Source organism: Bradyrhizobium sp. CCBAU 45394 (genome assembly GCF_028128655.1).
GTDB lineage: Bacteria > Pseudomonadota > Alphaproteobacteria > Rhizobiales > Xanthobacteraceae > Bradyrhizobium > Bradyrhizobium diazoefficiens.
In genome coordinates this window covers 38,403-58,227 of record NZ_LBIX01000175.1, presented here as the reverse complement: position 1 = coordinate 58,227, position 19,825 = coordinate 38,403, and the positions used below count along the sequence as shown (strand labels likewise).

Annotated in this window: 23 protein-coding genes and 1 pseudogene; 19 read left to right on the top strand and 5 right to left on the bottom strand. The window is 66.0% G+C overall.

Annotated features, from left to right (window positions below; genetic code table 11):
• Positions 1–86 precede the first annotated feature (86 nt).
• Together mddA and WN73_RS35525 are read left to right on the top strand one after the other, a co-directional pair.
• On the top strand, positions 87–875 hold the full coding sequence (mddA, locus tag WN73_RS35530; protein ID WP_028173676.1) for a methanethiol S-methyltransferase: 789 nt from the start codon (positions 87–89) through the stop codon (positions 873–875).
• A gap of 229 nt (positions 876–1,104) precedes the next feature.
• The gene (locus WN73_RS35525; RefSeq protein WP_028173675.1) at positions 1,105–1,527 is read left to right on the top strand and encodes a GFA family protein; all 423 of its coding nucleotides are present in this window, start codon (positions 1,105–1,107) and stop codon (positions 1,525–1,527) included.
• Between the two features lie 50 nt (positions 1,528–1,577).
• Here the strand turns inward: WN73_RS35525 and phnF are convergent, their stop codons facing one another.
• Entirely contained in the window at positions 1,578–2,309 is a 732-nt protein-coding gene (phnF, locus tag WN73_RS35520; RefSeq protein WP_011084038.1) for a phosphonate metabolism transcriptional regulator PhnF, read from the bottom strand.
• A 107-nt stretch (positions 2,310–2,416) separates the two neighbouring features.
• Between phnF and phnG the strand changes: the two genes are divergently transcribed.
• From phnG to WN73_RS35465, 11 genes and pseudogenes are all read left to right on the top strand, one after another.
• Positions 2,417–2,881, top strand: a complete 465-nt coding sequence (phnG, locus tag WN73_RS35515; RefSeq protein ID WP_271556883.1) for a phosphonate C-P lyase system protein PhnG — start codon at positions 2,417–2,419, stop codon at positions 2,879–2,881.
• Positions 2,882–2,885: 4 nt separating this feature from the next.
• Positions 2,886–3,497: a phosphonate C-P lyase system protein PhnH gene (phnH, locus tag WN73_RS35510; protein WP_038965300.1), complete on the top strand. Its 612-nt coding sequence runs from the start codon at positions 2,886–2,888 to the stop codon at positions 3,495–3,497.
• Between the two features lies 1 nt (position 3,498).
• Positions 3,499–4,602 (top strand): carbon-phosphorus lyase complex subunit PhnI, encoded by a 1,104-nt coding sequence (locus WN73_RS35505; RefSeq protein WP_271556881.1) that lies wholly within the window; start codon positions 3,499–3,501, stop codon positions 4,600–4,602.
• Positions 4,599–5,487: pseudogene (locus tag WN73_RS35500) on the top strand (alpha-D-ribose 1-methylphosphonate 5-phosphate C-P-lyase PhnJ). The gene WN73_RS35505 and the pseudogene WN73_RS35500 overlap by 4 nt, the downstream one beginning before the upstream one ends.
• Complete coding sequence (phnK, locus tag WN73_RS35495) at positions 5,480–6,277, top strand: phosphonate C-P lyase system protein PhnK (RefSeq protein ID WP_011084043.1); 798 nt, start codon at positions 5,480–5,482, stop codon at positions 6,275–6,277. The pseudogene WN73_RS35500 and the gene phnK overlap by 8 nt, the downstream one beginning before the upstream one ends.
• An 8-nt stretch (positions 6,278–6,285) precedes the next feature.
• A complete protein-coding gene (gene phnL, locus WN73_RS35490) occupies positions 6,286–6,984 on the top strand; it encodes a phosphonate C-P lyase system protein PhnL (RefSeq protein WP_271556878.1) in 699 nt (232 codons plus the stop codon).
• Positions 6,985–6,995: 11 nt separating this feature from the next.
• A complete protein-coding gene (locus tag WN73_RS35485) occupies positions 6,996–8,153 on the top strand; it encodes an alpha-D-ribose 1-methylphosphonate 5-triphosphate diphosphatase (RefSeq protein WP_271556863.1) in 1,158 nt (385 codons plus the stop codon).
• On the top strand, positions 8,150–8,746 hold the full coding sequence (phnN, locus tag WN73_RS35480) for a phosphonate metabolism protein/1,5-bisphosphokinase (PRPP-forming) PhnN (protein WP_271556861.1): 597 nt from the start codon (positions 8,150–8,152) through the stop codon (positions 8,744–8,746). Before WN73_RS35485 ends, phnN begins: the two co-directional genes overlap by 4 nt.
• Before the next feature lie 26 nt (positions 8,747–8,772).
• Complete coding sequence (locus tag WN73_RS35475; RefSeq protein ID WP_028173667.1) at positions 8,773–9,384, top strand: pyridoxamine 5'-phosphate oxidase family protein; 612 nt, start codon at positions 8,773–8,775, stop codon at positions 9,382–9,384.
• 516 nt (positions 9,385–9,900) lie between these two features.
• Positions 9,901–10,134, top strand: a complete 234-nt coding sequence (locus WN73_RS35470; RefSeq protein ID WP_161533116.1) for a hypothetical protein — start codon at positions 9,901–9,903, stop codon at positions 10,132–10,134.
• Positions 10,135–10,155: 21 nt separating this feature from the next.
• On the top strand, positions 10,156–11,109 hold the full coding sequence (locus tag WN73_RS35465; protein WP_271556857.1) for an aliphatic sulfonate ABC transporter substrate-binding protein: 954 nt from the start codon (positions 10,156–10,158) through the stop codon (positions 11,107–11,109).
• A 7-nt stretch (positions 11,110–11,116) separates the two neighbouring features.
• On the opposite strand, the gene WN73_RS35460 is transcribed toward WN73_RS35465, so the two are convergent.
• From WN73_RS35460 to WN73_RS35450, 3 genes are all read right to left on the bottom strand, one after another.
• Positions 11,117–11,899, bottom strand: a complete 783-nt coding sequence (locus WN73_RS35460; protein ID WP_060909332.1) for an alpha/beta fold hydrolase — start codon at positions 11,897–11,899, stop codon at positions 11,117–11,119.
• A 4-nt stretch (positions 11,900–11,903) separates the two neighbouring features.
• Positions 11,904–13,199 (bottom strand): O-acetylhomoserine aminocarboxypropyltransferase, encoded by a 1,296-nt coding sequence (locus tag WN73_RS35455; protein ID WP_271556854.1) that lies wholly within the window; start codon positions 13,197–13,199, stop codon positions 11,904–11,906.
• A gap of 301 nt (positions 13,200–13,500) precedes the next feature.
• Positions 13,501–14,310, bottom strand: a complete 810-nt coding sequence (locus WN73_RS35450; protein WP_271556852.1) for an IclR family transcriptional regulator — start codon at positions 14,308–14,310, stop codon at positions 13,501–13,503.
• Between the two features lie 128 nt (positions 14,311–14,438).
• Between WN73_RS35450 and WN73_RS35445 the strand changes: the two genes are divergently transcribed.
• The 6 genes from WN73_RS35445 to WN73_RS35420 are packed head-to-tail and all read left to right on the top strand — an operon-like array spanning position 14,439 to position 19,042.
• Positions 14,439–15,404, top strand: a complete 966-nt coding sequence (locus tag WN73_RS35445; protein ID WP_271556850.1) for a Bug family tripartite tricarboxylate transporter substrate binding protein — start codon at positions 14,439–14,441, stop codon at positions 15,402–15,404.
• A 3-nt stretch (positions 15,405–15,407) separates the two neighbouring features.
• Complete coding sequence (locus tag WN73_RS35440; RefSeq protein ID WP_028173662.1) at positions 15,408–16,025, top strand: flavin reductase family protein; 618 nt, start codon at positions 15,408–15,410, stop codon at positions 16,023–16,025.
• 51 nt (positions 16,026–16,076) lie between these two features.
• Complete coding sequence (locus WN73_RS35435; RefSeq protein ID WP_028173661.1) at positions 16,077–16,937, top strand: fumarylacetoacetate hydrolase family protein; 861 nt, start codon at positions 16,077–16,079, stop codon at positions 16,935–16,937.
• Positions 16,938–16,940: 3 nt separating this feature from the next.
• Positions 16,941–17,744, top strand: coding sequence for a 2-oxo-hept-4-ene-1,7-dioate hydratase (gene hpaH / locus WN73_RS35430; protein WP_271556847.1), 804 nt, complete (start codon positions 16,941–16,943; stop codon positions 17,742–17,744).
• 25 nt (positions 17,745–17,769) lie between these two features.
• The gene (locus WN73_RS35425; protein ID WP_011084059.1) at positions 17,770–18,153 is read left to right on the top strand and encodes a RidA family protein; all 384 of its coding nucleotides are present in this window, start codon (positions 17,770–17,772) and stop codon (positions 18,151–18,153) included.
• 13 nt (positions 18,154–18,166) lie between these two features.
• Positions 18,167–19,042, top strand: a complete 876-nt coding sequence (locus tag WN73_RS35420) for an amidohydrolase family protein (protein WP_271556844.1) — start codon at positions 18,167–18,169, stop codon at positions 19,040–19,042.
• 30 nt (positions 19,043–19,072) lie between these two features.
• Here the strand turns inward: WN73_RS35420 and WN73_RS35415 are convergent, their stop codons facing one another.
• Positions 19,073–19,801: a helix-turn-helix transcriptional regulator gene (locus WN73_RS35415; RefSeq protein WP_161533123.1), complete on the bottom strand. Its 729-nt coding sequence runs from the start codon at positions 19,799–19,801 to the stop codon at positions 19,073–19,075.
• Positions 19,802–19,825 lie beyond the last annotated feature (24 nt).

Here is a 19,825-nt window from a genome sequence, read left to right as displayed (position 1 = left end):
AACCGTCCGCAAAAGCCATGGAACGTCCGATCCGGCATGGTGCGAAGACCAAACAGTGCCGATGCCTCGGCACAACGGAGCTTTCCATGTCCCAAATTGATCACCAGGTTCATTCGATCGGCCCGGAGGTTACGGGCTCTCGCATTTTCAAGTTCATCGCCTTTCTGTACGGAATTGCGGCGTATCTCGTGTTTTTCGTCACCATTCTCTACGCTATCGGCTTCGTGATGGGGCTGGTGGTGCCGAAGACCATCGACACCGGAACCGACACGTCGACGGCTGAGGCCGTCATCATCAACCTGCTTCTGATGGCGCTGTTCGCCGTCCAGCACAGCGTGATGGCGCGCCAGCGCTTCAAGACATGGTGGACGCAGTTCGTCTCCAAACCGATCGAGCGCAGCACCTATGTGTTGTTCGCGAGTCTGTCATTGCTGCTCCTGTTCTGGCAGTGGCGTCCGCTGCCGACCGTCATATGGGAGGTCGAGGACCCGGATCTCGCCGTGACGCTGGTCACGGTGTCCTTCGCAGGCTGGGTGCTGGTGTTCACCTCGACCTTCATCATCAACCATTTCGAATTGTTCGGATTGCATCAGGTGACCAACCATCTCGTCGGCAAGGAAGCGACGCCGCCGCGTTTCAAGACGCCGCTGCTCTACAAGTTTGTCCGTCATCCGATCTATCTCGGCTTCATCGTCGCGTTCTGGGCGGCTCCGGTCATGACCGCGGGACATCTGCTGTTTGCGGCCGTGACCACGATCTACATCTTCGTCGGCATCGCGCTGGAGGAGCGCGACCTCATTGATCTCTTCGGCGACGAATACCGGCAGTACAAACAACGCGTGTCGATGCTTATTCCCTGGCGCCGGTCAGTTTAGTTTTCGCGCTCTGCACGCGCGTCCGCCGAAAGGAGGACGCGCGGCGGCGCCGAGGCGCGTATCGGACCTTGCCGGACTCTCGCCTTCAACGTCCCTCGGAGTGATTCCCCTCACTCCGAGGCTACCAACGCGAGCGAAGCTCGTCGCGACCCCGCATCCGCCTTCGCCGAGATCTCGGTGAACCGGAGCGGGGAGAGGATTTCCAACCTTCATCAACGGAGACGACCCAATGAAACATGTCGGACACTGCTTCTGCGGCGCGGTTACGGTCGAGGTCACGGGTGCGCCGGAGGCGATGGGCTATTGCCATTGCGGCTCCTGCCGGTCCTGGTCCGGCGGGCCGGTGAACGCCTTCAGCCTGTGGAAGCCCGACGCGGTGCGCATCACCGAGGGCGCGCAGCACGTCGAGACCTTCGCCAAGACGCCGCTCAGCCAGCGCAAATATTGCAGGAAGTGCGGCGGCCATCTCATGACCAATCACCCGCCGCTCGGTTTGACCGACGTCTTCACCGCCACCATCCCCACCCTGGCGTTCACGCCCGGCGTCCACGTCAACTACGCCGAGACGGTGCTGCCGATGCGCGACGGCCTGCCCAAGCTGAAGGATTTCCCCGCCGAGTTCGGCGGCAGCGGCGAGATGATGCAGGAGTAGCAGGCGCTGCTCTTCCTCCTCCTCTTGCGGGGGGAAGAGCGGGCTGCATCTCAGCCGTTCTCCACCAGAAACTCCACCCGCTCGGCGGCAAAGCGCGAATGCTTCGTCACCAGCGGCTTGCCGTCGAGACCGTGGTCGGTGGCATCGACCACGAGGATCGGCCGTCCCAGCGGCAGATCGAGCCGTGCAGCGTCGGTCGCGTCGACGATGCCGGCGGTGATCCGGGTCGCGCCGCGGCGATAGTCGCGGACGCCGAAGTGTTCGAGCAGTTTCGTCATCGAGCGCGTTGCCGCAAACACGCTGCCCGCGCCCGGAAACAACTCCGCCGACAGCCACGTCGTGGAGACGCAGATCGGGGTGCGGTCGGCTAGGCGTATCGCCTCGATCCGCACCAGCGGGGCGCCGACCTTCAGGCCCAGCTCGCGCGCCAGCTCGCGCGTCGCGACGTCGTCGGACGCCTCGATCAACTGCCCGCGCGGCTCACGGCCGCCGGCACCGACGATCTCCGAGAAGCGCGTGCGCGAGCGCAGCGGATAGGCGATGCGCTGCGCCTCGACATAGGTGCCGCTGCCACGTTCGGCGCGCACCAGGCCGCGCTCGGCAAGGGCTGCCAGCGCCCGCCGCACGGTGTGGCGATTCACGCGATAGGTCTCGGCGATCTCCATCTCGCCCGGCAGCTTGTCGCCGGCGGCGAAGCGGCCGTCGGCGATGCCGCGCTCGATGCCGTCGGCAACGAGGCGCCATAGCGCGACGCCCGTGGAGGCGGTGTCCTGCATGCTCATATCGCCGGTCAGCCTAGCCCGAAAATCACACGCTTGTCACGAAACAGTCATGGCGCTTCCGTATGAAGTTGTCTACTATCATAGACAACTTGAGTTCGGCAAGTTCGGTGGATCGGGTGACGCGGCACAACAATCAGCAAGCCCAGCGCAAGGCCGCGATGGCCGTGCTGGCGCACGCGGAGGCGGGCGAGATCGCCGCTCGCCTCCGCGCTTTCGCCCTCCCGGCCCATCAGGATCTGCGCGCGCCGGAAAACGGCCTCGTCATGCTGCGCGGCCGGGTCGGCGGCGACGGCGCCCCGTTCAACCTCGGCGAAGCCACGGTGTCGCGTGCCGCGGTGCGGCTCGCGAGCGGCGAGGTCGGCTTCGGCTACACGCTCGGACGCGACGGTGAGAAGGCGCGGCTGATCGCTCTGTGCGATGCGCTGGTGCAGTCGCGGGATTTTTCCGCATCGGTCGAGCGGGACGTTATCGCACCGTTGCGCGAGCAGCTTACGATCCGGCGCAAGCAGGCGGCGGCCGAGACCGCCGCGACGAAGGTTGATTTCTACACCATGGTGCGCGGTGAGGGGTGAGATCATGACCACGATTGCGGAACTGCCGCCGGGGTTCGCCGACAAGGTGCTGTCGGCGCAATCGACCTTTCGCTCGGTCATGGACGCGATGGCGCGGCCGGGTTCGGTCCAGCGCATCGTGCCGATGGCGGGCACACCCGGGCCGATGATGCGCGGCGCCGCCGCGATCGCGCTGACGCTGTTCGATCACGACACGCCGCTCTGGCTCGATGCGCGGATGTCGGAAAGCTCGGAAGTCGTGAAATGGCTCAAGTTCCACACCGGCGCGCCGGTGATTCAGGACTCCTCGATCGCGAGCTTTGCCCTGATCAGCGATGGCGCCTTGCTTCCGGCGCTCGAGCGCTTCGCGCTCGGCACCAGCGAATACCCGGACCGGTCGACCACGTTGATCCTCCAGGTCGATAGCCTTGACGCGGGGCGGGGCTTCGAGCTGCGCGGCCCCGGCATCGATGGCGTCGCGACGCTCCGGGCCTCGATCAAGCCCGCCGACTTGTTCGAGCGGCTGCGCGTCAACGAGGCGCTGTTTCCGCGCGGCATCGACGTGGTGCTGGTCGCCGATGATGCCGTGGTTGCGATCCCGCGCACCACGCGCGTCGCGAACAAGGGAAGTGAATAGCATGTATGTCGCAGTGAAAGGCGGCGAACGCGCCATCGAGAACGCCCATCGGCTGCTCGCCAATGCGCGGCGCGGCGATCAAAGCGTGCCGGAAGTCACGCTCGACCAGATCTCGGAGCAGCTTGGTCTGGCCGTGGACCGCGTCATGAGCGAAGGCTCGCTTTATGACCGTGAGCTCGCAGCGCTCGCGATCAAGCAGGCGCGCGGCGATCTGATCGAGGCGATTTTCCTGGTTCGCGCCTTCCGCGCCACCCTGCCGCGCTTCGGCGCGAGTGAGCCGGTCGACACCGGCGCCATGCGGGTGCAGCGGCGGGTGTCCTCGACCTTCAAGGACATTCCCGGCGGCCAGATCCTCGGGCCGACCTTCGACTATACGCACCGCCTGCTCGATCCCTCGCTCGCGGAGGGATTTGTGCCGGACGCGCCGGCGACGGCCGAAGCCTCGACCGCGCCGACGCCGCGCGTGACCGATATCCTGGGCCGCGATGGGCTGATCGAATCCTCGCCGCAGGCCGAGGCCGGCGCCAGCGTCGGCGATCTCACGCGCGAGCCGCTGAACTTCCCGGCCGACCGCGACCTGCGCCTGCAAAATCTCGCGCGCGGCGACGAAGGCTTCCTGCTGGCGATGGGCTATTCCACCCAGCGCGGCTACGGCCGCAACCATCCCTTCGCCGGCGAGATCCGCTTCGGCGAGGTCGAGGTCGAATTCTCCGCCGAGGATGTCGGCTTCGCCGTGCCGCTCGGCTCGATCGAGCTCACCGAGTGCCAGATGGTCAACCAGTTCAAGGGTTCTGCCACGGAAGCACCCTGCTTCACCCGCGGCTATGGCCTCGCCTTCGGCCAGAGCGAGCGCAAGACCATGTCGATGGCGCTGGTCGATCGCGCGCTGCGTGCCCGCGAGCTCGGCGAAGAGGCGCTCGCGCCGGCGCAGGATGAAGAATTCGTGATGTCGCATTCGGACAATGTCCAGGCGACCGGTTTCGTCGAGCATCTGAAGCTGCCGCATTATGTCGACTTCCAGTCCGAGCTCGGCCTGCTGCGCAAGCTGCGTCAGGAGTTTGCCGAGGCCAATGCGCCCGATGCCATGAAGGAGGCCGCGGAATGAACGCGCCCGCCTACAATTTCGCCTATCTCGACGAACAGACCAAGCGAATGATCCGCCGCGCCATCCTGAAGGCGATCGCGATCCCAGGCTATCAGGTGCCGTTCGCCAGTCGCGAAATGCCGATGCCCTATGGCTGGGGCACCGGCGGCGTGCAGGTGACGGCGGCGATCCTCGGTCCTGAGGACGTGCTGAAGGTGATCGACCAGGGTTCCGACGACACCACCAACGCGATCTCGATCCGAAAATTCTTCGCCAAGACCGCCGGCGTCGCCACCACGACGGCGACGGAGGAGGCGACCGTGATCCAGACCCGTCACCGCATCCCGGAGGCCGCGCTGAACGAGAACCAGGTGCTGGTCTATCAGGTGCCGATCCCGGAACCGCTGCGGTTCCTCGAGCCACGCGAGACCGAGACGCGGCGCATGCATGCGCTCGCCGAATACGGCCTGATGCATGTGAAGCTCTATGAGGACATCGCCCGCTTCGGCCACATCGCGACCGCCTACGCCTATCCGGTCAAGGTCAACGCGCGCTATGTGATGGACCCGTCGCCGACGCCGAAATTCGACAATCCCAAGATGGACAATTGCCCGGCGCTGCAATTGTTCGGCGCCGGCCGCGAGAAGCGCATCTACGCGATCCCGCCCTATACGCAAGTTGTGTCGCTCGATTTCGAGGATCACCCCTTTGAGCCGTATCGCTTCAACGCGCCTTGCGCGCTGTGCGGCGCGGATAACTCCTATCTCGACGAGATCGTCACCGACGACAAGGGCGGCCGCATGTTCGTCTGCTCCGACACCGATTATTGCGAGGGCCGCCAGGCCGCCGGCCATCACGAGCGCTGCGCCGTACAAGGAGAAGGCGCAGGAGACATCTAATGGCTGATCACGACATGCTGGACAACGATGAGCCGCTGCTGGTTGCGAATTCGCTCAGCAAGTCCTACGGCCGCATCGCCGCGTGCCGCGACGTGTCGTTCTCGCTCTATTCCGGCGAGGTGCTGGCGATCGTCGGCGAATCCGGCTCGGGCAAGTCGACGCTGCTGCAACTGCTGTCGGGCCAGCTCGCGGCCAGCGGCGGGCACGTCACCTACCGGATGCGCGACGGCGTCACCCGCGATCTCGCCACGCTCGGCGAAGCCGAGCGGCGCTTCCTGTTCCGCACCGACTGGGGCTTCGTGCACCAGGATCCCGCGCAGGGCCTGCGCATGGCGGTCTCGGCCGGCGCCAATGTCGGCGAGCGGCTGATGGCGGTGGGCTGGAATCACTACGGTCGCATCCGCGACACCGCGTCCGACTGGCTCACCCGCGTCGAGATCGACACGGCTCGAATCGACGACGCGCCGCGGACCTATTCCGGCGGCATGCGCCAGCGTCTCCAGATCGCCCGCAATCTCGTCACCGAGCCACGGCTGGTGTTCATGGACGAGCCCACCGGCGGCCTTGATGTGTCCGTGCAGGCGCGCCTGCTCGATCTCTTGCGCAGCCTCGTTGCCGAGCTCAACCTCGCCGTCGTCATCGTCACCCACGACCTTGCGGTCGCGCGGCTATTGTCGCACCGCGTGATGGTGATGAAGGGCGGCCGCGTGATCGAGACCGGTCTCACCGACCAGGTGCTCGACGATCCCCGTGAGCCCTATACTCAGCTCCTCGTTTCCTCGATTCTGCCGCCATGAGCCCACTGATGACCGCCATGATCGACGTCACTGATGCCAAGAAGACTTTTACGATGCACCTGCAGGGCGGCATCGAGCTGCCTGTCGTCAGCGGCGTGACCTTCCACGTCGACCCCGGCGAATGCGTCGTGCTGTCGGGCCCGTCCGGCGCCGGCAAGTCGTCGATCCTGAAGATGATCTTCGGCAACTACCGCTGCGATTCCGGCCGCATCGGCATCCGCCATCGCGGCGCGCTGATTGATCTGGCCACCGCCGAGCCGCGGCAGGTGCTCAACGTCCGCCGCGCGACCATCGGCTATGTCAGCCAGTTCCTGCGCGCGGTGCCACGGGTCGCCACGATCGACGTCGTCGCCGAGCCGCTGATCGTGAACGGCATGGCCCGAGCCGAGGCGCAGCAGAGGGCGGGTACCCTGCTGCACCGCCTCAACATCCCTGAGCGGCTCTGGCAGCTTCCGCCCGCGACCTTCTCCGGCGGTGAACAGCAGCGCGTCAACATCGCGCGCGGCTTCATCTCCGACCTGCCGATCCTGTTGCTGGACGAACCGACCGCCTCGCTCGATGCCGCCAACCGCGCCGTCGTGGTCGAGCTGATCGCCGAGAAAAAGCGCCAGGGCGTCGCCATGGTCGCCATTGTCCATGACGACGAAATCCGCCATTTGATTGCCGACCGTATTGTTGACGTTACCAGCTTTGCCGCCGCCGCCTGAAGGAAATTGAAATGAACGCCAAGCCGAAGGACACCGTGATCGCCAACGCCAGGATCGTCCTGGCTGACCGGGTGATCGAGCAGGGCTGGCTGGCTCTTGCGGATGGGCGCATCGCCGAGATCGGCCAGGGCAGGGCGCCGGCGGGCGCTGAGGATGCTGGCGGCGACCTCATCATGCCCGGACTGATCGAGCTCCACACCGATCACCTCGAAGCGCATTACGTACCGCGGCCGAAGGTGTTCTGGAATCCGGTCGCCGCCGTCGTCTCCTATGACGGCCAGCTCGCGACCTCGGGCATCACGACCGTGTTCGACTCGCTCCGGGTCTGGCGTGAGGACGGCGCTGAGGAAGTCGACGGCCGCGCCGGCGTGCTCGCCGCCGCGATCACGACCGCGCGCGATGCTGATTTGTTGCGCGCCGACCACTTCCTGCATCTGCGCTGCGAAATCCCGATGCCGAGCGTGGTCGAGGAGGCCAAGGAGCTGATCGACCGTCCCGACGTGAAGCTGATGTCGCTGATGGACCATACGCCCGGCCAGCGCCAGTTCCGCGACGAGGGCAAGCTGCGCGACTATTACCGCGGCAAGAACGGCGGCAAGACCGATGCCCAGCTCGACGAGCTGTTCGCAAAGCGCTTCGAGTATCAAAAGGCTTATGCGGCGACCAACATGCGCGAGATCGTGGCGCTGGCGCATCAATACAACATTCCGCTGGCGAGCCATGACGACACCACCGAGGAGAATGTCGCGGACGCCGTGCGCGATCGCGTCTCGGTGGCGGAATTCCCGACCACGCTCGAGGCCGCGCGCGGCCTGCATCAGGCCGGCATCGACATCCTGATGGGCGCGCCCAACGTCGTGCGCGGCGGCTCGCACTCCGGCAATATCGCCGCGGTCGATCTTGCCCGCGAGGGCCTGCTCGACATTCTCTCGTCGGACTACATTCCATCGAGCCTTCTGATGGCCGCGCTGCAATTGCCTGAACATGTGCCCGCGATCAGCCTTCCGGCGGCGGTTCGAACCGTAACGAAAGCGCCGGCCGAGGCGGTTGGTCTCTTCGACCGCGGTGAGATTGCGGTCGGCAAGCGCGCCGACCTGATCCGGGTGCACATCGCGGGCAGCGTTCCCGTCGTCCGCAGCGTCTGGCGCGAAGGAGGCCGGGTCGCATGAGCGAGACCGCGACCATGGCGCAAGGCGAGGCGGGTGCGATCGGCCCTGGCCGGCTCGTGCTCGTGGTCGGTCCCAGCGGCGCCGGCAAGGACACCTTGCTGCAGCTGGCGCAGGCGGCCTGCATCGACGATCACGACGTCGTCTTTCCGCGTCGCGTCGTGACGCGTGAGTCCTCCGCGGCTGAGGACAACATTGCCATGAGCCCGGATGAATTCCGGCGCGGGATCGATCACGGCGATTTCGCCGTGCATTGGGACGCGCATGGGCATTCCTACGCGCTACCGCTCGAAATCAACGACGACATCCGCGCCGGCCGCGCCGTCGTCGTCAACGTCTCGCGCACCGTGATTGCCGCGCTGCGTCAGGCCTATGCCAATGTCGTCGTGGTCGCCATCACGGCGCCGCCGGACGTGCTGGCGCAGCGGCTTGCCGCCCGCGCCCGGCACAGCGACGGCAATATCGCGGAACGGCTGTCCCGCAGCGTCGAGGACGCATCGGCGCAGGCCGATGTCACCATCCTCAACGCCGGCAGCGCGGATTATCACAGCCGCCAGCTCGTGCGCGTGATCAGGAACGAAGGCTGGCGCGAGTAACCGCCGGCGCAAAGGAGAGTGGAAGAATGTCGGTGATCGAAACGGTCGAACAGCTAGAGGCCATCTACGGCGCCACCAACGATGCCTCGACCGTGAAAGTCGCCGACCATGTCACGCCGCTCTATCGCGTCTTCATCGAGAAGGCGCCGTTCGCGGCGCTCGCCACCATCGGGCCCGAGGGCATCGACTGCTCGCCGCGCGGCGATCTGCCCGGCTTCGTTCGCATTCACGACCCCAAGACGCTGATGCTGCCGGATCGTCGCGGCAACAACCGGGTCGATTCCCTGCGCAACATCGTGCGCGACCCGCGCGTGTCCCTGATGTTCCTGGTCCCCGGCTCCGGCAATGCGGTCCGCGCCAATGGCCGCGCGCATCTGTCGATCGATCCCGAGTTGCTGGCGTCCTTCAAGGTCGAAGGCAAGGCGCCGCGCAGCGTCATGGTGATGAATGTGGACGAGATCTACTTCCAGTGCGCCCGCGCCATCGTCCGCTCCGATCTCTGGAACCCCGACAAGCGCATCGACCCGAAGACGCTGCCGACGCCCGGCCAGATCCTCGCCGAGATGAGCCAGAACAAGGTCGGCGGCGAGGAGTACGATCGCGGCTGGGCGGCGCGTGCCGCAGCGACGATGTGGTAGCGTCCGCGCTCTCGTCTCCCTCGCCCCGCTCTTGCGGGGAGAGGGCGGGGTGAGGGGCCTCTCTCCGCACGTGAGATCGCTGTGGGGACCTGTACCCCCTCACCCGGATCGCGCCGGACGATGCTTCGCATCGCCGGGGGCGATCCGACCTCTCCCCGCAAGCGGGGAGAGGTGAAGAGGGCGCCAGTGCTGAACTCATCGCGAGATGAATCTGCCTGCGGGCGCTTGCGGCGGGAGAAGCGGCCGAACGTGTCGCTCGTAAATATGGATAGCCATTTCATTGACCAATCGCGCCGATCGCTCGATATTTACAGCATCGAAACTGCTCCTCGAGCCGAAGCCGCAACATGAGAACCGATCACCAGCGTAATCCGGACGACATGCACCCGTGCATGACGCGGCGCTGTTTCTCGGCGGCGACCGGCACCTGTTGTTGTTGCTGACCGCGACCCTCTCAGCACCTCACATCACAAATCTTAAGCCAGGAACGCCGAGAAATCCGGCGAGCGAGCAGTCATGTCCCAAGCCCAATTCGAAGCCCAGTCCAACGCCTACATCATCGAAATCCACGACCGCGCCGCCGGCATCATCACCCGAGACGCGCGCGGCTTCCGCTTCTTTTCCTCCGAGCGCCTGTTCGACAGCCTCGAAGGCCGCCAGTTCCGCTCGGCGCGCGAAGCCGAGCGGGCCGCACGTGCGGTGTTCTCCGAGCGGAGCCGGCGCGCGAATTCGCAACTCTTCGCCAACTGATCCCACCGAAAGGACCGCGATATGATTACTCGACGACACATACTCGCAACGACACTCCTGCTCGCGACAGCCCTGGCTGCACCCGTGCACGCGGAGGACAAGCCGGCGGAAATCCGCATCGGCACCCAGAAGGGCGGCTTCTTCCCGGCGGTGCGCCAGCGCCAGACGCTCGAAAACGCCTTCAGGCCGCTCGGCATCGAGATCAAGTGGATCGACTTCCAGTTCGGTCCACCGCTGCTGGAGGCGATCAATGTCGGCAGCGTCGATTTCGGCTATGTCGGCGACTCCCCGCCGATCTTCGCGCAGGCGGGCGGCGCAAAGATCCGCTACGTCGCCGCGGTGAAATCGGACGGCAACACCCAGGCGATCGTCGTGCCTAAGGACTCGCCGATTCACGCACTGGCCGATCTCAGGGGCAAGCGCGTCGCCTTCGGCAAGGGATCGAGCGCGCATAATCTGCTAGTCGCGGCGCTCGAGAAGGCCGGCCTGTCCTGGTCCGACATCACGCCTGCGCCGCTCGCGCCGGCCGATGCGACGGCGGCCTTCGTGAAGGGCTCGGTCGACGCCTGGTCGATCTGGGATCCCTATCTCGCGCTTGCCGAGCTGAAGGAGAATGCGCGCGTCATCGCCTTCGACAAGGACGTGCACAAGCCGAACGCCTTCTACATCGCCGGCGCCGATTTCGTGGAGAAGTATCCCTCGCTCGTTGCGAAGCTCAACACGGCCTTCGCGTCCGAAGGCGTATGGGCGGATTCGCACCACGAAGACGTGGCGAAGGCCCAGGCCGAGGCGACCGGCGTCGACATCGAGGCGATCCGCCGCTTCGTCGCCCGCTCCAATTATCGCGTGGTGCCGATCGATGCCGAGGTGGTCAAGAGCCAGCAGGTGGTTGCCGACCGCTTCGCAAAGCTCGGCCTGATCCCGAAGCCGGTCAATGTCTCCGACATCGTCTGGAAATGGACGCCGGGGTCTTGAGCCGGGCTCAGCCTTTCAGCGCGGCCAGCAACTCATCCGGGCGCTCGGCCATGATCATGTGGCCGGCGCCCGGCACCACGACGGTCTTCGCATGCGGGATCGCGGCCGCGAGCGCCTTGCCCGCCTTCGCCGGTGTCATCATGTCGCGCTCGCCGAGGATGAGCGTCGCAGGCACCTTGACGCTCGCGGCGGCGGTGAGCGCATTCGCGTAAGCATTGCAGGCCGACAGATCCCTGAACAGCACGCCCGGCTCGCAAGCCTTCAGCACCGCCTGCGCGCCGCCATGCATCCACAGGCCCGGCGCGAGGCTGCCGCCGAGCTCGGCGTTGAAGCCGAGGCCCCAGATCGACACCATGTCGTTGGCGTCCTGCGAGTTGGCTTCGGCCGCCTTCAAGAGATCCGGGCCGACCGTCATGGTCGCGGCGGTGCCGATCAGGCTCAGTGCGGAAACCTTGTCGGGGTGACGTGCCGCGGTCTCCAGCGAGATCAGCGATCCCATGGAGTGCCCGATCAGATGCGCCTTCGCAGCTCCTGCCGCATCGAGCAGCGCCGCCGTCCAGTCGGCCATCTCGGCGATGCTCGAGAGCGAGGGGCCGGCCGAGCGGCCGTGACCGGGAAGGTCCGGTGCCAGCACGGAAAACCCGTGATGGGCGAACCAGCGCGTATGCAGCGCCCAGGTCGAATGGTCGAAGCCGGCGCCGTGGATGAAGACCACCGCGGGCAGGGACTTGTCGAATTCGCGGCCGCCGGTCGCGACAAATACCTCGGCCCCGTTGACGGAAAGCTTCATGGTGTCAGACCTTTTGCGAGATGCGCAGTGCTTGATTGAGGTCGTCGATGATGTCGGAGGCGGTCTCGATGCCGACCGACAGCCGCACCAGCTCCTCGCCGATGCCGGCGGCCTTGAGCTGCTCGGCGTCCATCTGCTGATGCGTGGTCGAGGCGGGGTGAATCACCAGCGTCTTGGCGTCGCCGACATTGGCGAGATGGCTGATCATGCGCAATGACTCGATGAACTTGCGGCCGGCGGGGCGGCCGCCCTTGATGCCGAAGGAGACGATCGAGCCGGCGCCGCGCGGCAGCAGCTGCTTTGCAAGCTGGTAGTCCGTGTGGTCTTCAAGCGAGGGATGCAGGACCCAGTCCACCGCCTTGTTGGACTTCAGCGCCTCCAGCACCAGATGCGTGTTCTGCATATGCCGGTCCATGCGGACGCCCAGCGTCTCCACGCCCTGCAGGAGCTGGAACGCGTTGGTCGGCGAGAGGCAGGCGCCGAAATCGCGCAGGCCCTCGGTGCGCGCGCGCATGATGAACGCCGCGGTGCCGAACTGCTCGTCGAAGACGATGCCGTGATAGCCGCCATAGGGCTCGGTCAGCACGCCGAACTTGCCGGAGCCGCGCCAGTCAAAGCGGCCACCGTCGATGATGGCGCCGCCGATCGCGATGCCGTGGCCGCCGATCCATTTGGTCGCCGAGTGCATCACGATGTCGGCGCCAAGCTCGATCGGCCGGCTGAGATAGGGCGTCGCAAAGGTGTTGTCGATCAGCAGCGGAATTTTTGCCTCATGCGCGATCGCCGCGACCTTCGGGATGTCGAGCACCTCGAGCCCGGGATTGCCGATGGTCTCGCCGATCACGAGCTTGGTGTTCGGCTTGATGGCGCTGCGGAACGCATCGAGATCGCGCGGCTTCACAAATGTCGTGGTGATGCCGAAGCGCGGCAGCGTATGCGCCAAAAGGTTGATGGTGCCGCCATAGAGCGAGCTCGACGCCACGATGTGGTCGCCGGCGTTGAGCAGCGTCGCGATGGCCAGATGCAGCGCGGCCATGCCGCTCGCCGTGCAGATCGCGCCGACGCCGCCTTCGAGCGCGGCGAGCCGCTCCTCCAGCACGCCGGTGGTCGGATTGGAGATGCGCGTGTAGATGTGGCCGGCGCGCTCCAGGTTGAACAGCGCGGCGGCGTGATCGGAATCCTGGAACACGTAGGACGTGGTCTGGTAGATCGGCACCGCGCGGGCGCCGGTCGCGGGATCCGGATGCTGGCCCGCATGCAGGCTCAGGGTCTCGAAGGCAGGCGGTTTTGGCGCGGGCATGCGTGGCCTCGTTGCTCGGTCGGCGATGGCGGCCCTTGTGCCACAAAACGGCGTGCCAAGTCAGCCCATTGACAGCGCCGTGGGATGGCGCACAGCGGTGACATGATTGAGGCGAGCTCTGTCCGCATCGCCGGTGGGCTCCCTCGCCCCGTTCTTACGGGGAGAGGGTTGGGGTGAGGGGCTCCATCCGAGATCACGGTGACAGTCGGACTCGCGGAGAGTCCCCCTCACCCGGATTGCATCTTCGATGCAATCCAGCTTCTCCCCGCAAGCGGGGAGAGGCGAACGGCGCCGCCTTCAGTTAGCCAACATTGCCCCGGATCGCCTGCTCGATGATCCGCGCCTCCCGCAGCAGGATCTCCGCGACCTCCTGCTCGCGGCGCGGGCCGAGCCTCGTCCGAACGGCGGAGACGGTCATCGCAGCAGTGGGCTGTCCGTCCGGGGTCTTGATCCAGGTCGAGATCGACTTGGTGCCCTGCACCAGGCCGATCTCTCTCATGTTGTAGCCTCGCTTCCGCGCGACGATGACCTGGCTCATCACGGCTGCGACGTCGGTCTGGTAGGCCTCGAACCGCTTCTCGTTGGCTGCGACGATTTTTCGCGCGTCCTGCGCCGGCATCGCGGCGAGGATGGCAACTCCGGCGCTGGAGACGCCGAGCGGCCGGCGCGCGCCGACCTCGATCGACAGCACCTGGATCGGATAGACGCCGATCCTGCGATCGACGCACAGCGTGTCGTTGCCGGTCCGCACCGTCAGGAACAGCGTGTCGCCGATCTCGGCGGAGGCGCGCCGCAGCGACGGATTTGCCGCGACCAGCAGGCTTGACGGCCGCGGCCGTGCCAGCGCCAGCTCGGGCACCTGGTTGCCGATCGCGTAGCGGCCGGTGCGATCGTGCCGCTCGACGATGCCTTCCTCGATCAGCACGTGGACGATGCGATGCACGGTCGGACGGGTAAGGCCGGTCGCCCGCACGACCTCGGCCAGCGGCACGCCGTCCTCGCGGCCTGCGGCAAGAATGCGCAGCACCGCGAGCGCGCGCCGGATCGCCTGCGCGCCCTGTCGAGGTTCCAGCGCGCTGCGCGTGGCTTTCGGAGAAGGTCTCTTGTCCATAATATGGACAAGAACGCCACAATTCACTCGACAGGTAAAGCGCGCATCTGGAGATTGCGCGGCGATCGAGCGCCGTGCGCAACGTCAAGGCGTTCGAAGTGAATTGGAAGCGCCGCCGGGAGGTTAACATGAGATTAATCGCGATTGCCATAGCCGCTGTCACGACGATGCTGGCGGGGCCCGCATCGGCCCAGCAATGGCCGGCGCGCAGCGTCAAGCTGATCGTGCCCTATCCGGCCGGCGGCAATGTCGACAGCGCCGCGCGCATCGTCGCCGACAAGCTCCAGGAAAAGCTCGGCCAGCCCTTCATCATCGAGAACAAGGCCGGCGCCGGCGGCATGATCGCGGGCGAGGCTTTCGCGAAATCGGCGCCCGACGGCTATACGCTGTTCGTCGGCGCCAACGGCCCGGTGTTGTTCGCGACCGAGATCAACAAGCGCGATGCCTATAGCTGGAAGAAGGATTTCCTGCCGATCTCGACCATCTCGATGACGCCGCTGGTGCTCGAGGTGCATCCCTCCGTCCAGGCCAACAATTTCAAGGAATTCATCGACCTCGCCAAGCGCGAGCCCGGTAAGCTGACGATGGCCTCGCCCGGCCCCGGCACCACCAATCATCTGCTCAGCGAATTGATGCAGTCGAATCTCGACCTGCAATGGGTCACCGCGCACTACCGCGGCAACGCGCCGGCCATCAACGATCTGCTCGGCGGCCAGGTGCAGTTCGCGTTCGACCAGCTCACGGTCAGCCTCCAGCACATCAAGGCCGGCCTGTTCCGCGCGCTCGCGGTCACCAGCCCGCACCGCCTGAAGTCGCTGCCTGATGTCCCGACCTTCACCGAGCTCGGCTACAAGGATTTCGACGGCCAGACTTTCACCGGCCTGTTCGCGCCCGCGGGCACGCCGGCGCCTGTTGTCGACAAGCTGCACGAGACGCTGGTTGCGATCCTGAAAGACCCGGGTGTGGTGGACAAGTTCGAAAAGCTGGGCGGGGAAGCCGTCGCGATGACGCCGGACGAGTTCAGGGCCTATCTCGAGCGCGAGGACGCCAAGTGGATTCCGGTCGTGCGCAAGGCCAACATCAAGGCGGACTGAGTGATGCGGATCGATCCCACCGAGCTCGGCGCGGAGCGCATCTACCGGCTGATGACCGGCATCGTGGTGCCGCGCCCGATCGCCTGGGTGACGAGCCTGTCGCGCTCCGGGGTGCTCAACCTCGCGCCCTTCAGCGCCTTCACCTTCGTCTCGCAGAAGCCGCCGATGCTCGCCATCAGCGTCGGCCGCAAGGGCGCGGACTACAAGGACACCGCGCACAACATCCTCGACACCGAGGAATACGTCATCCACATCGCCGATACCCCGCTGATGTCTGCGGTGCACGACAGCTCGATCGAGCACCCGCCTGAAGTCAGCGAGGTCGCGGAGCTTGGCCTGGAGACGCTTAGCTGCGAGCGCATCAAGGTGCCGCGGCTCGCGGCCGCACCTGTCGCGATGGAGTGCCGCTTCCGGCAGTGCCTCGAATTCGGCGACGCGCGCAGCCGGCTGATCGTCGGCGAGGTCGTGATGTTCCACATTCGCGACGGCCTCGTGGAAAACGGCAAGGTCGAGACCCGGGCGCTCGATCCGATCGCGCGCATCGGCGGGCCGCGCTACGCCCGCCTCGGCGAGATCGTGACGCTGAACACCGTCTTTCAAACTCCCAAATCGACCGACTGAGCGCGCGGCCCATCGCGGCCCTTGTGCCCAAGACCATTGGAGAAAACCACAATGCGACTCCTGAGCTATCTCTCGGACGGCGAGGCGCGCTACGGCGCGGCCGTCGCGGGCGGCGTGGTCGATCTGACCCGGCGGATCGGCCGCGACTTCTCCGACGTGAAGGCGCTGATCGCGGCCAATGCGCTGGCGGACGCGCAGGAAGTGATCGCCGATCAGCAACCGGACTACGCGCTCGATGATCTCGTCCTGCTGCCGCCGGTGCTGGCGCCCGAAAAGCTCTGGTGCATCGGCGTCAACTACGCCGAGCGCAACGCCGAATATAAAGACAATTCGGACCTGCCCAAATATCCGAGCCTGTTCGTGCGCAGCATGTCGTCGATGACAGGCTCCGGCCAGCCGCTGGAGAAGCCCAAAGTCTCGGATCAGCTCGACTATGAAGGCGAGCTCGTGATCGTGATCGGGCAGGAAGGCCGCCACATCCCGCGCGAGAAGGCGTGGTCGCACATCTTCGGCATGACGCTGTGCAACGAAGGCACGATCCGCGACTGGCTGCGCCACGGCAAGTTCAACGTCACGCAAGGCAAGAATTTCGACCGCTCCGGCAGCATCGGCCCGTGGATCGTCACGGCGGACGAGCTCGACCCGCGCGGGCCTCATGACATCACCACGCGCGTCAACGGCGAGGTGCGGCAGCAGGACACCACCGAGCGGCTGATGTTCCCGTTCGACTTCCTGATCTCCTATCTCTCCACCTTCGCCACCCTGAAGCCCGGCGACATGATCGTGACGGGTACGCCGACCGGGGCGGGCGCGCGCTTCGATCCGCCGCGCTGGCTGAAAGTCGGCGACGTCGTCGAGGTCGAGTCGAGCCGCATCGGCGTGCTGCGCAACACCGTGGCTGCGGAGCAATAGACCATGCTGGATGCCGCCACGATCGAACGCCTTGCCGCGCGCCTGGACGAGGCCGAGCGCACCAAGGCGCTGATCCCGATGTTCTCGAAAGAATATCCCGGCCTCACGATCGAGGACGCCTACGCCATCCAGCGCGCCTGGACGAAACTCCAGCTCGGGCGCGGCCGCGTCATCAAGGGCCACAAGATCGGCCTGACCTCGAAGGCGATGCAGAACGCGGTCGGCATCTCCGAGCCCGACTACGGCGTGCTGTTCGCCGACATGTTCTATGCCGACGCCACGCCTATCCCGTTCGATCGCTTTCACGCGCCACGAATCGAGGTCGAGCTCGCCTTCGTGCTGAAGGCGCCGCTGCGCGGGCCCGACTGCACCATCTTCGACGTGCTCAACGCCACCGACTACGTGACGCCGGCGCTGGAGATTCTGGAGACGCGGATGCACCGCGTCGACCCTGAAACGGGCAAGACGCGAAAGGTCATGGACACTATCTCGGACAACGCCGCGAACGCCGCGCTGGTGCTCGGCGGCCGACCGTTCCGCCCGATGGATGCGGATCTGCGCTGGATCGGCGCGCTGCTGTTCCGCAACGGCGAGGTCGAGGAGACCGGGCTTGCCGCCGGCGTGCTCAATCATCCCGCCAACGGCATCGCCTGGCTCGCCAACCGGCTCGCGCCGCATGACGAATATCTCAGGGCCTGCGAGGTGGTGCTGGCGGGATCGTTCACGCGGCCGGTGGACATCCGCCGCGGCGACACGTTCCACGCCGACTACGGCGCGTTCGGCTCGGTGTCGTGCCAGTTCGTCTGAACCAACACACAAGAGGGAGCGCACCATGACACGGCGCAAGAGCATCCACATCGGCGGCTTCAAGCACGCCAATCCGATTCCGAACGCTTGCCGCATCGGCAATCTCGTGATGTCGGGCGTCATCCTTGGCCGCGATGCGGCCGGCGCGATGCCCGTGAGTCTCGACGCGCAATGCGCCAACATGTTCGCGCACATGAAGGCGACGGTGGAGGCCGCCGGCGGCACCACCGACGACATCATCAAGATGACGGTGTGGCTGAAGGACCGCTCGCAGCGCGGGCCCGTCAATGTCGAGTGGCTGAAGATGTTTCCGGACGAGCATTCGCGCCCGGCGCGCCACGCGCTGCCGATGGACAACATGGACGGCGGCGCGCTGGTGCAGTGCGACTTCACCGCCGTGATCGACTGAAGGAGATTTGCGCATGCCGACTTATCTGCCGTTCGACCCCAACCCGCGCCGCCCGGTCAAGGCGCCGCCACTGAGGACCATCGACAGCCAGTTCCACGTGCTGGGGCCCATCGAGAAATATCCGGAGCGCCCCGGCGCGGCCTATCGGATGCCGACCGCGACCTGGGAAGCGGCGTTGCGTATGCACAAGACGCTCGGCATCGAGCGCGGCATCATCGTGCAGACCACGACCTATGGCGCAGATCATGCCGTCGTGCTCGACGGCCTCGCGGCGATGGGTCCGAACTACCGCGGCTGCGCCAACGCACTGGTGTTTGCCGAGGCGAACGATTCCTATCTCGCAAAGCTGCATGACGCCGGCGTCCGCGGCGCGCGCTTCAGCTTCCGCCAGGAGCTCGGCGCCGTGCTGTCGGATGCCGATTTCGCCCGCGCCATCGCCCGCATCCGCGAGCTCGGCTGGTACGTCAAGATCCAGCCAGAGAAGGACGGCATCGTCTCCAGCGTCGCGAAGTACGAGAATCTCGACGTTCCCGTGCTGATCGACCACATGGCGCGCCCCGATCCGCAAGCCGGCAAGGACGATCCGAACCTGCGCAAGATGCTGGAGCTGCTCAAGAAGGGCAATTTCTGGGTGATGCTGTCGCTCGGCGAGAAGACCTCGAAGGCCGGCCCGCCCTACGACGACGTGATCCCGATCGCGCGCGCCTATATCGAGGCAGCAAGCGACCGCTGCGTCTGGGCCAGCGACTGGCCGCATCCGGTCTCCGTCAAGCAGCCGCCCAACGATGCCGACCTGCTCGAGCTGATGTACCGCTACGCGGCGGACCAGGCGGAGCTGGAAAAGATCCTGGTGCACAATCCGGCAAAGCTGTTCGGCTTTGCCGACTGATCGACTCCGGTCGCGATCGGGCCTGGCACCTCAGGGCGAGATGATCCGGTCGCGCATGGCGATCATCACGGCCTGCGTGCGGGTGGCTGCGCCGAGCTTCTTGCAGCAGCTCTTGATGTGCGCCTTCACTGTGCGTCCCGTGATGGCCAGGGCGTCGGCGATCTCATCGCTGGATCGTCCGACGGCCGCCAGCGTCAGCACCTCGCGCTCGCGCAAGGACAGTGCGTGCTGCGGAGCCGCGGGCAGGCCGCGCAGCTTCAGCACCCGGTCGAAGGCGTAAAGCGCCATGAGGTGGAGCGCCGGGAGATCGCGCTCCGGCAGATCGATCTCGGCGCCGCCGAACCACACCTGGCCGGTGCGGCCCGTCGGCGAGATGACCGGGATCACCACGCCATCCACCATGCCGAAGTCGCGGGCGCGTCGCACGAGCTCGACGGCGCGCGGCTCCCGTTCCGGATCGTACGGCGCTTCCCTGAACCAGCGGAACGGCTGAAGTGTTGTCCTGCAATAACGCAGCGCGGGATCGTGCCACACATACTGCGCCTCGGAATACATATCGAGAAAGCCGGCCGGCAACCGTTCGGCGAGAACCGCCTCGCGCGGCGATTCGGTCGACAGCGGGGCGACATAGGAGCTGCAGAAATAGTCGAAGCCGTGCTGGCCGAGCGTGCGGCTCATCGCATCCAGAATGCTCGCGACATCAGGAAGCTGCCGCACCGTCTCGACGAAATCGAATGCTCGACTGCGGACCACGTCCATCGGCGGCCTACGATCAGTCCTTGA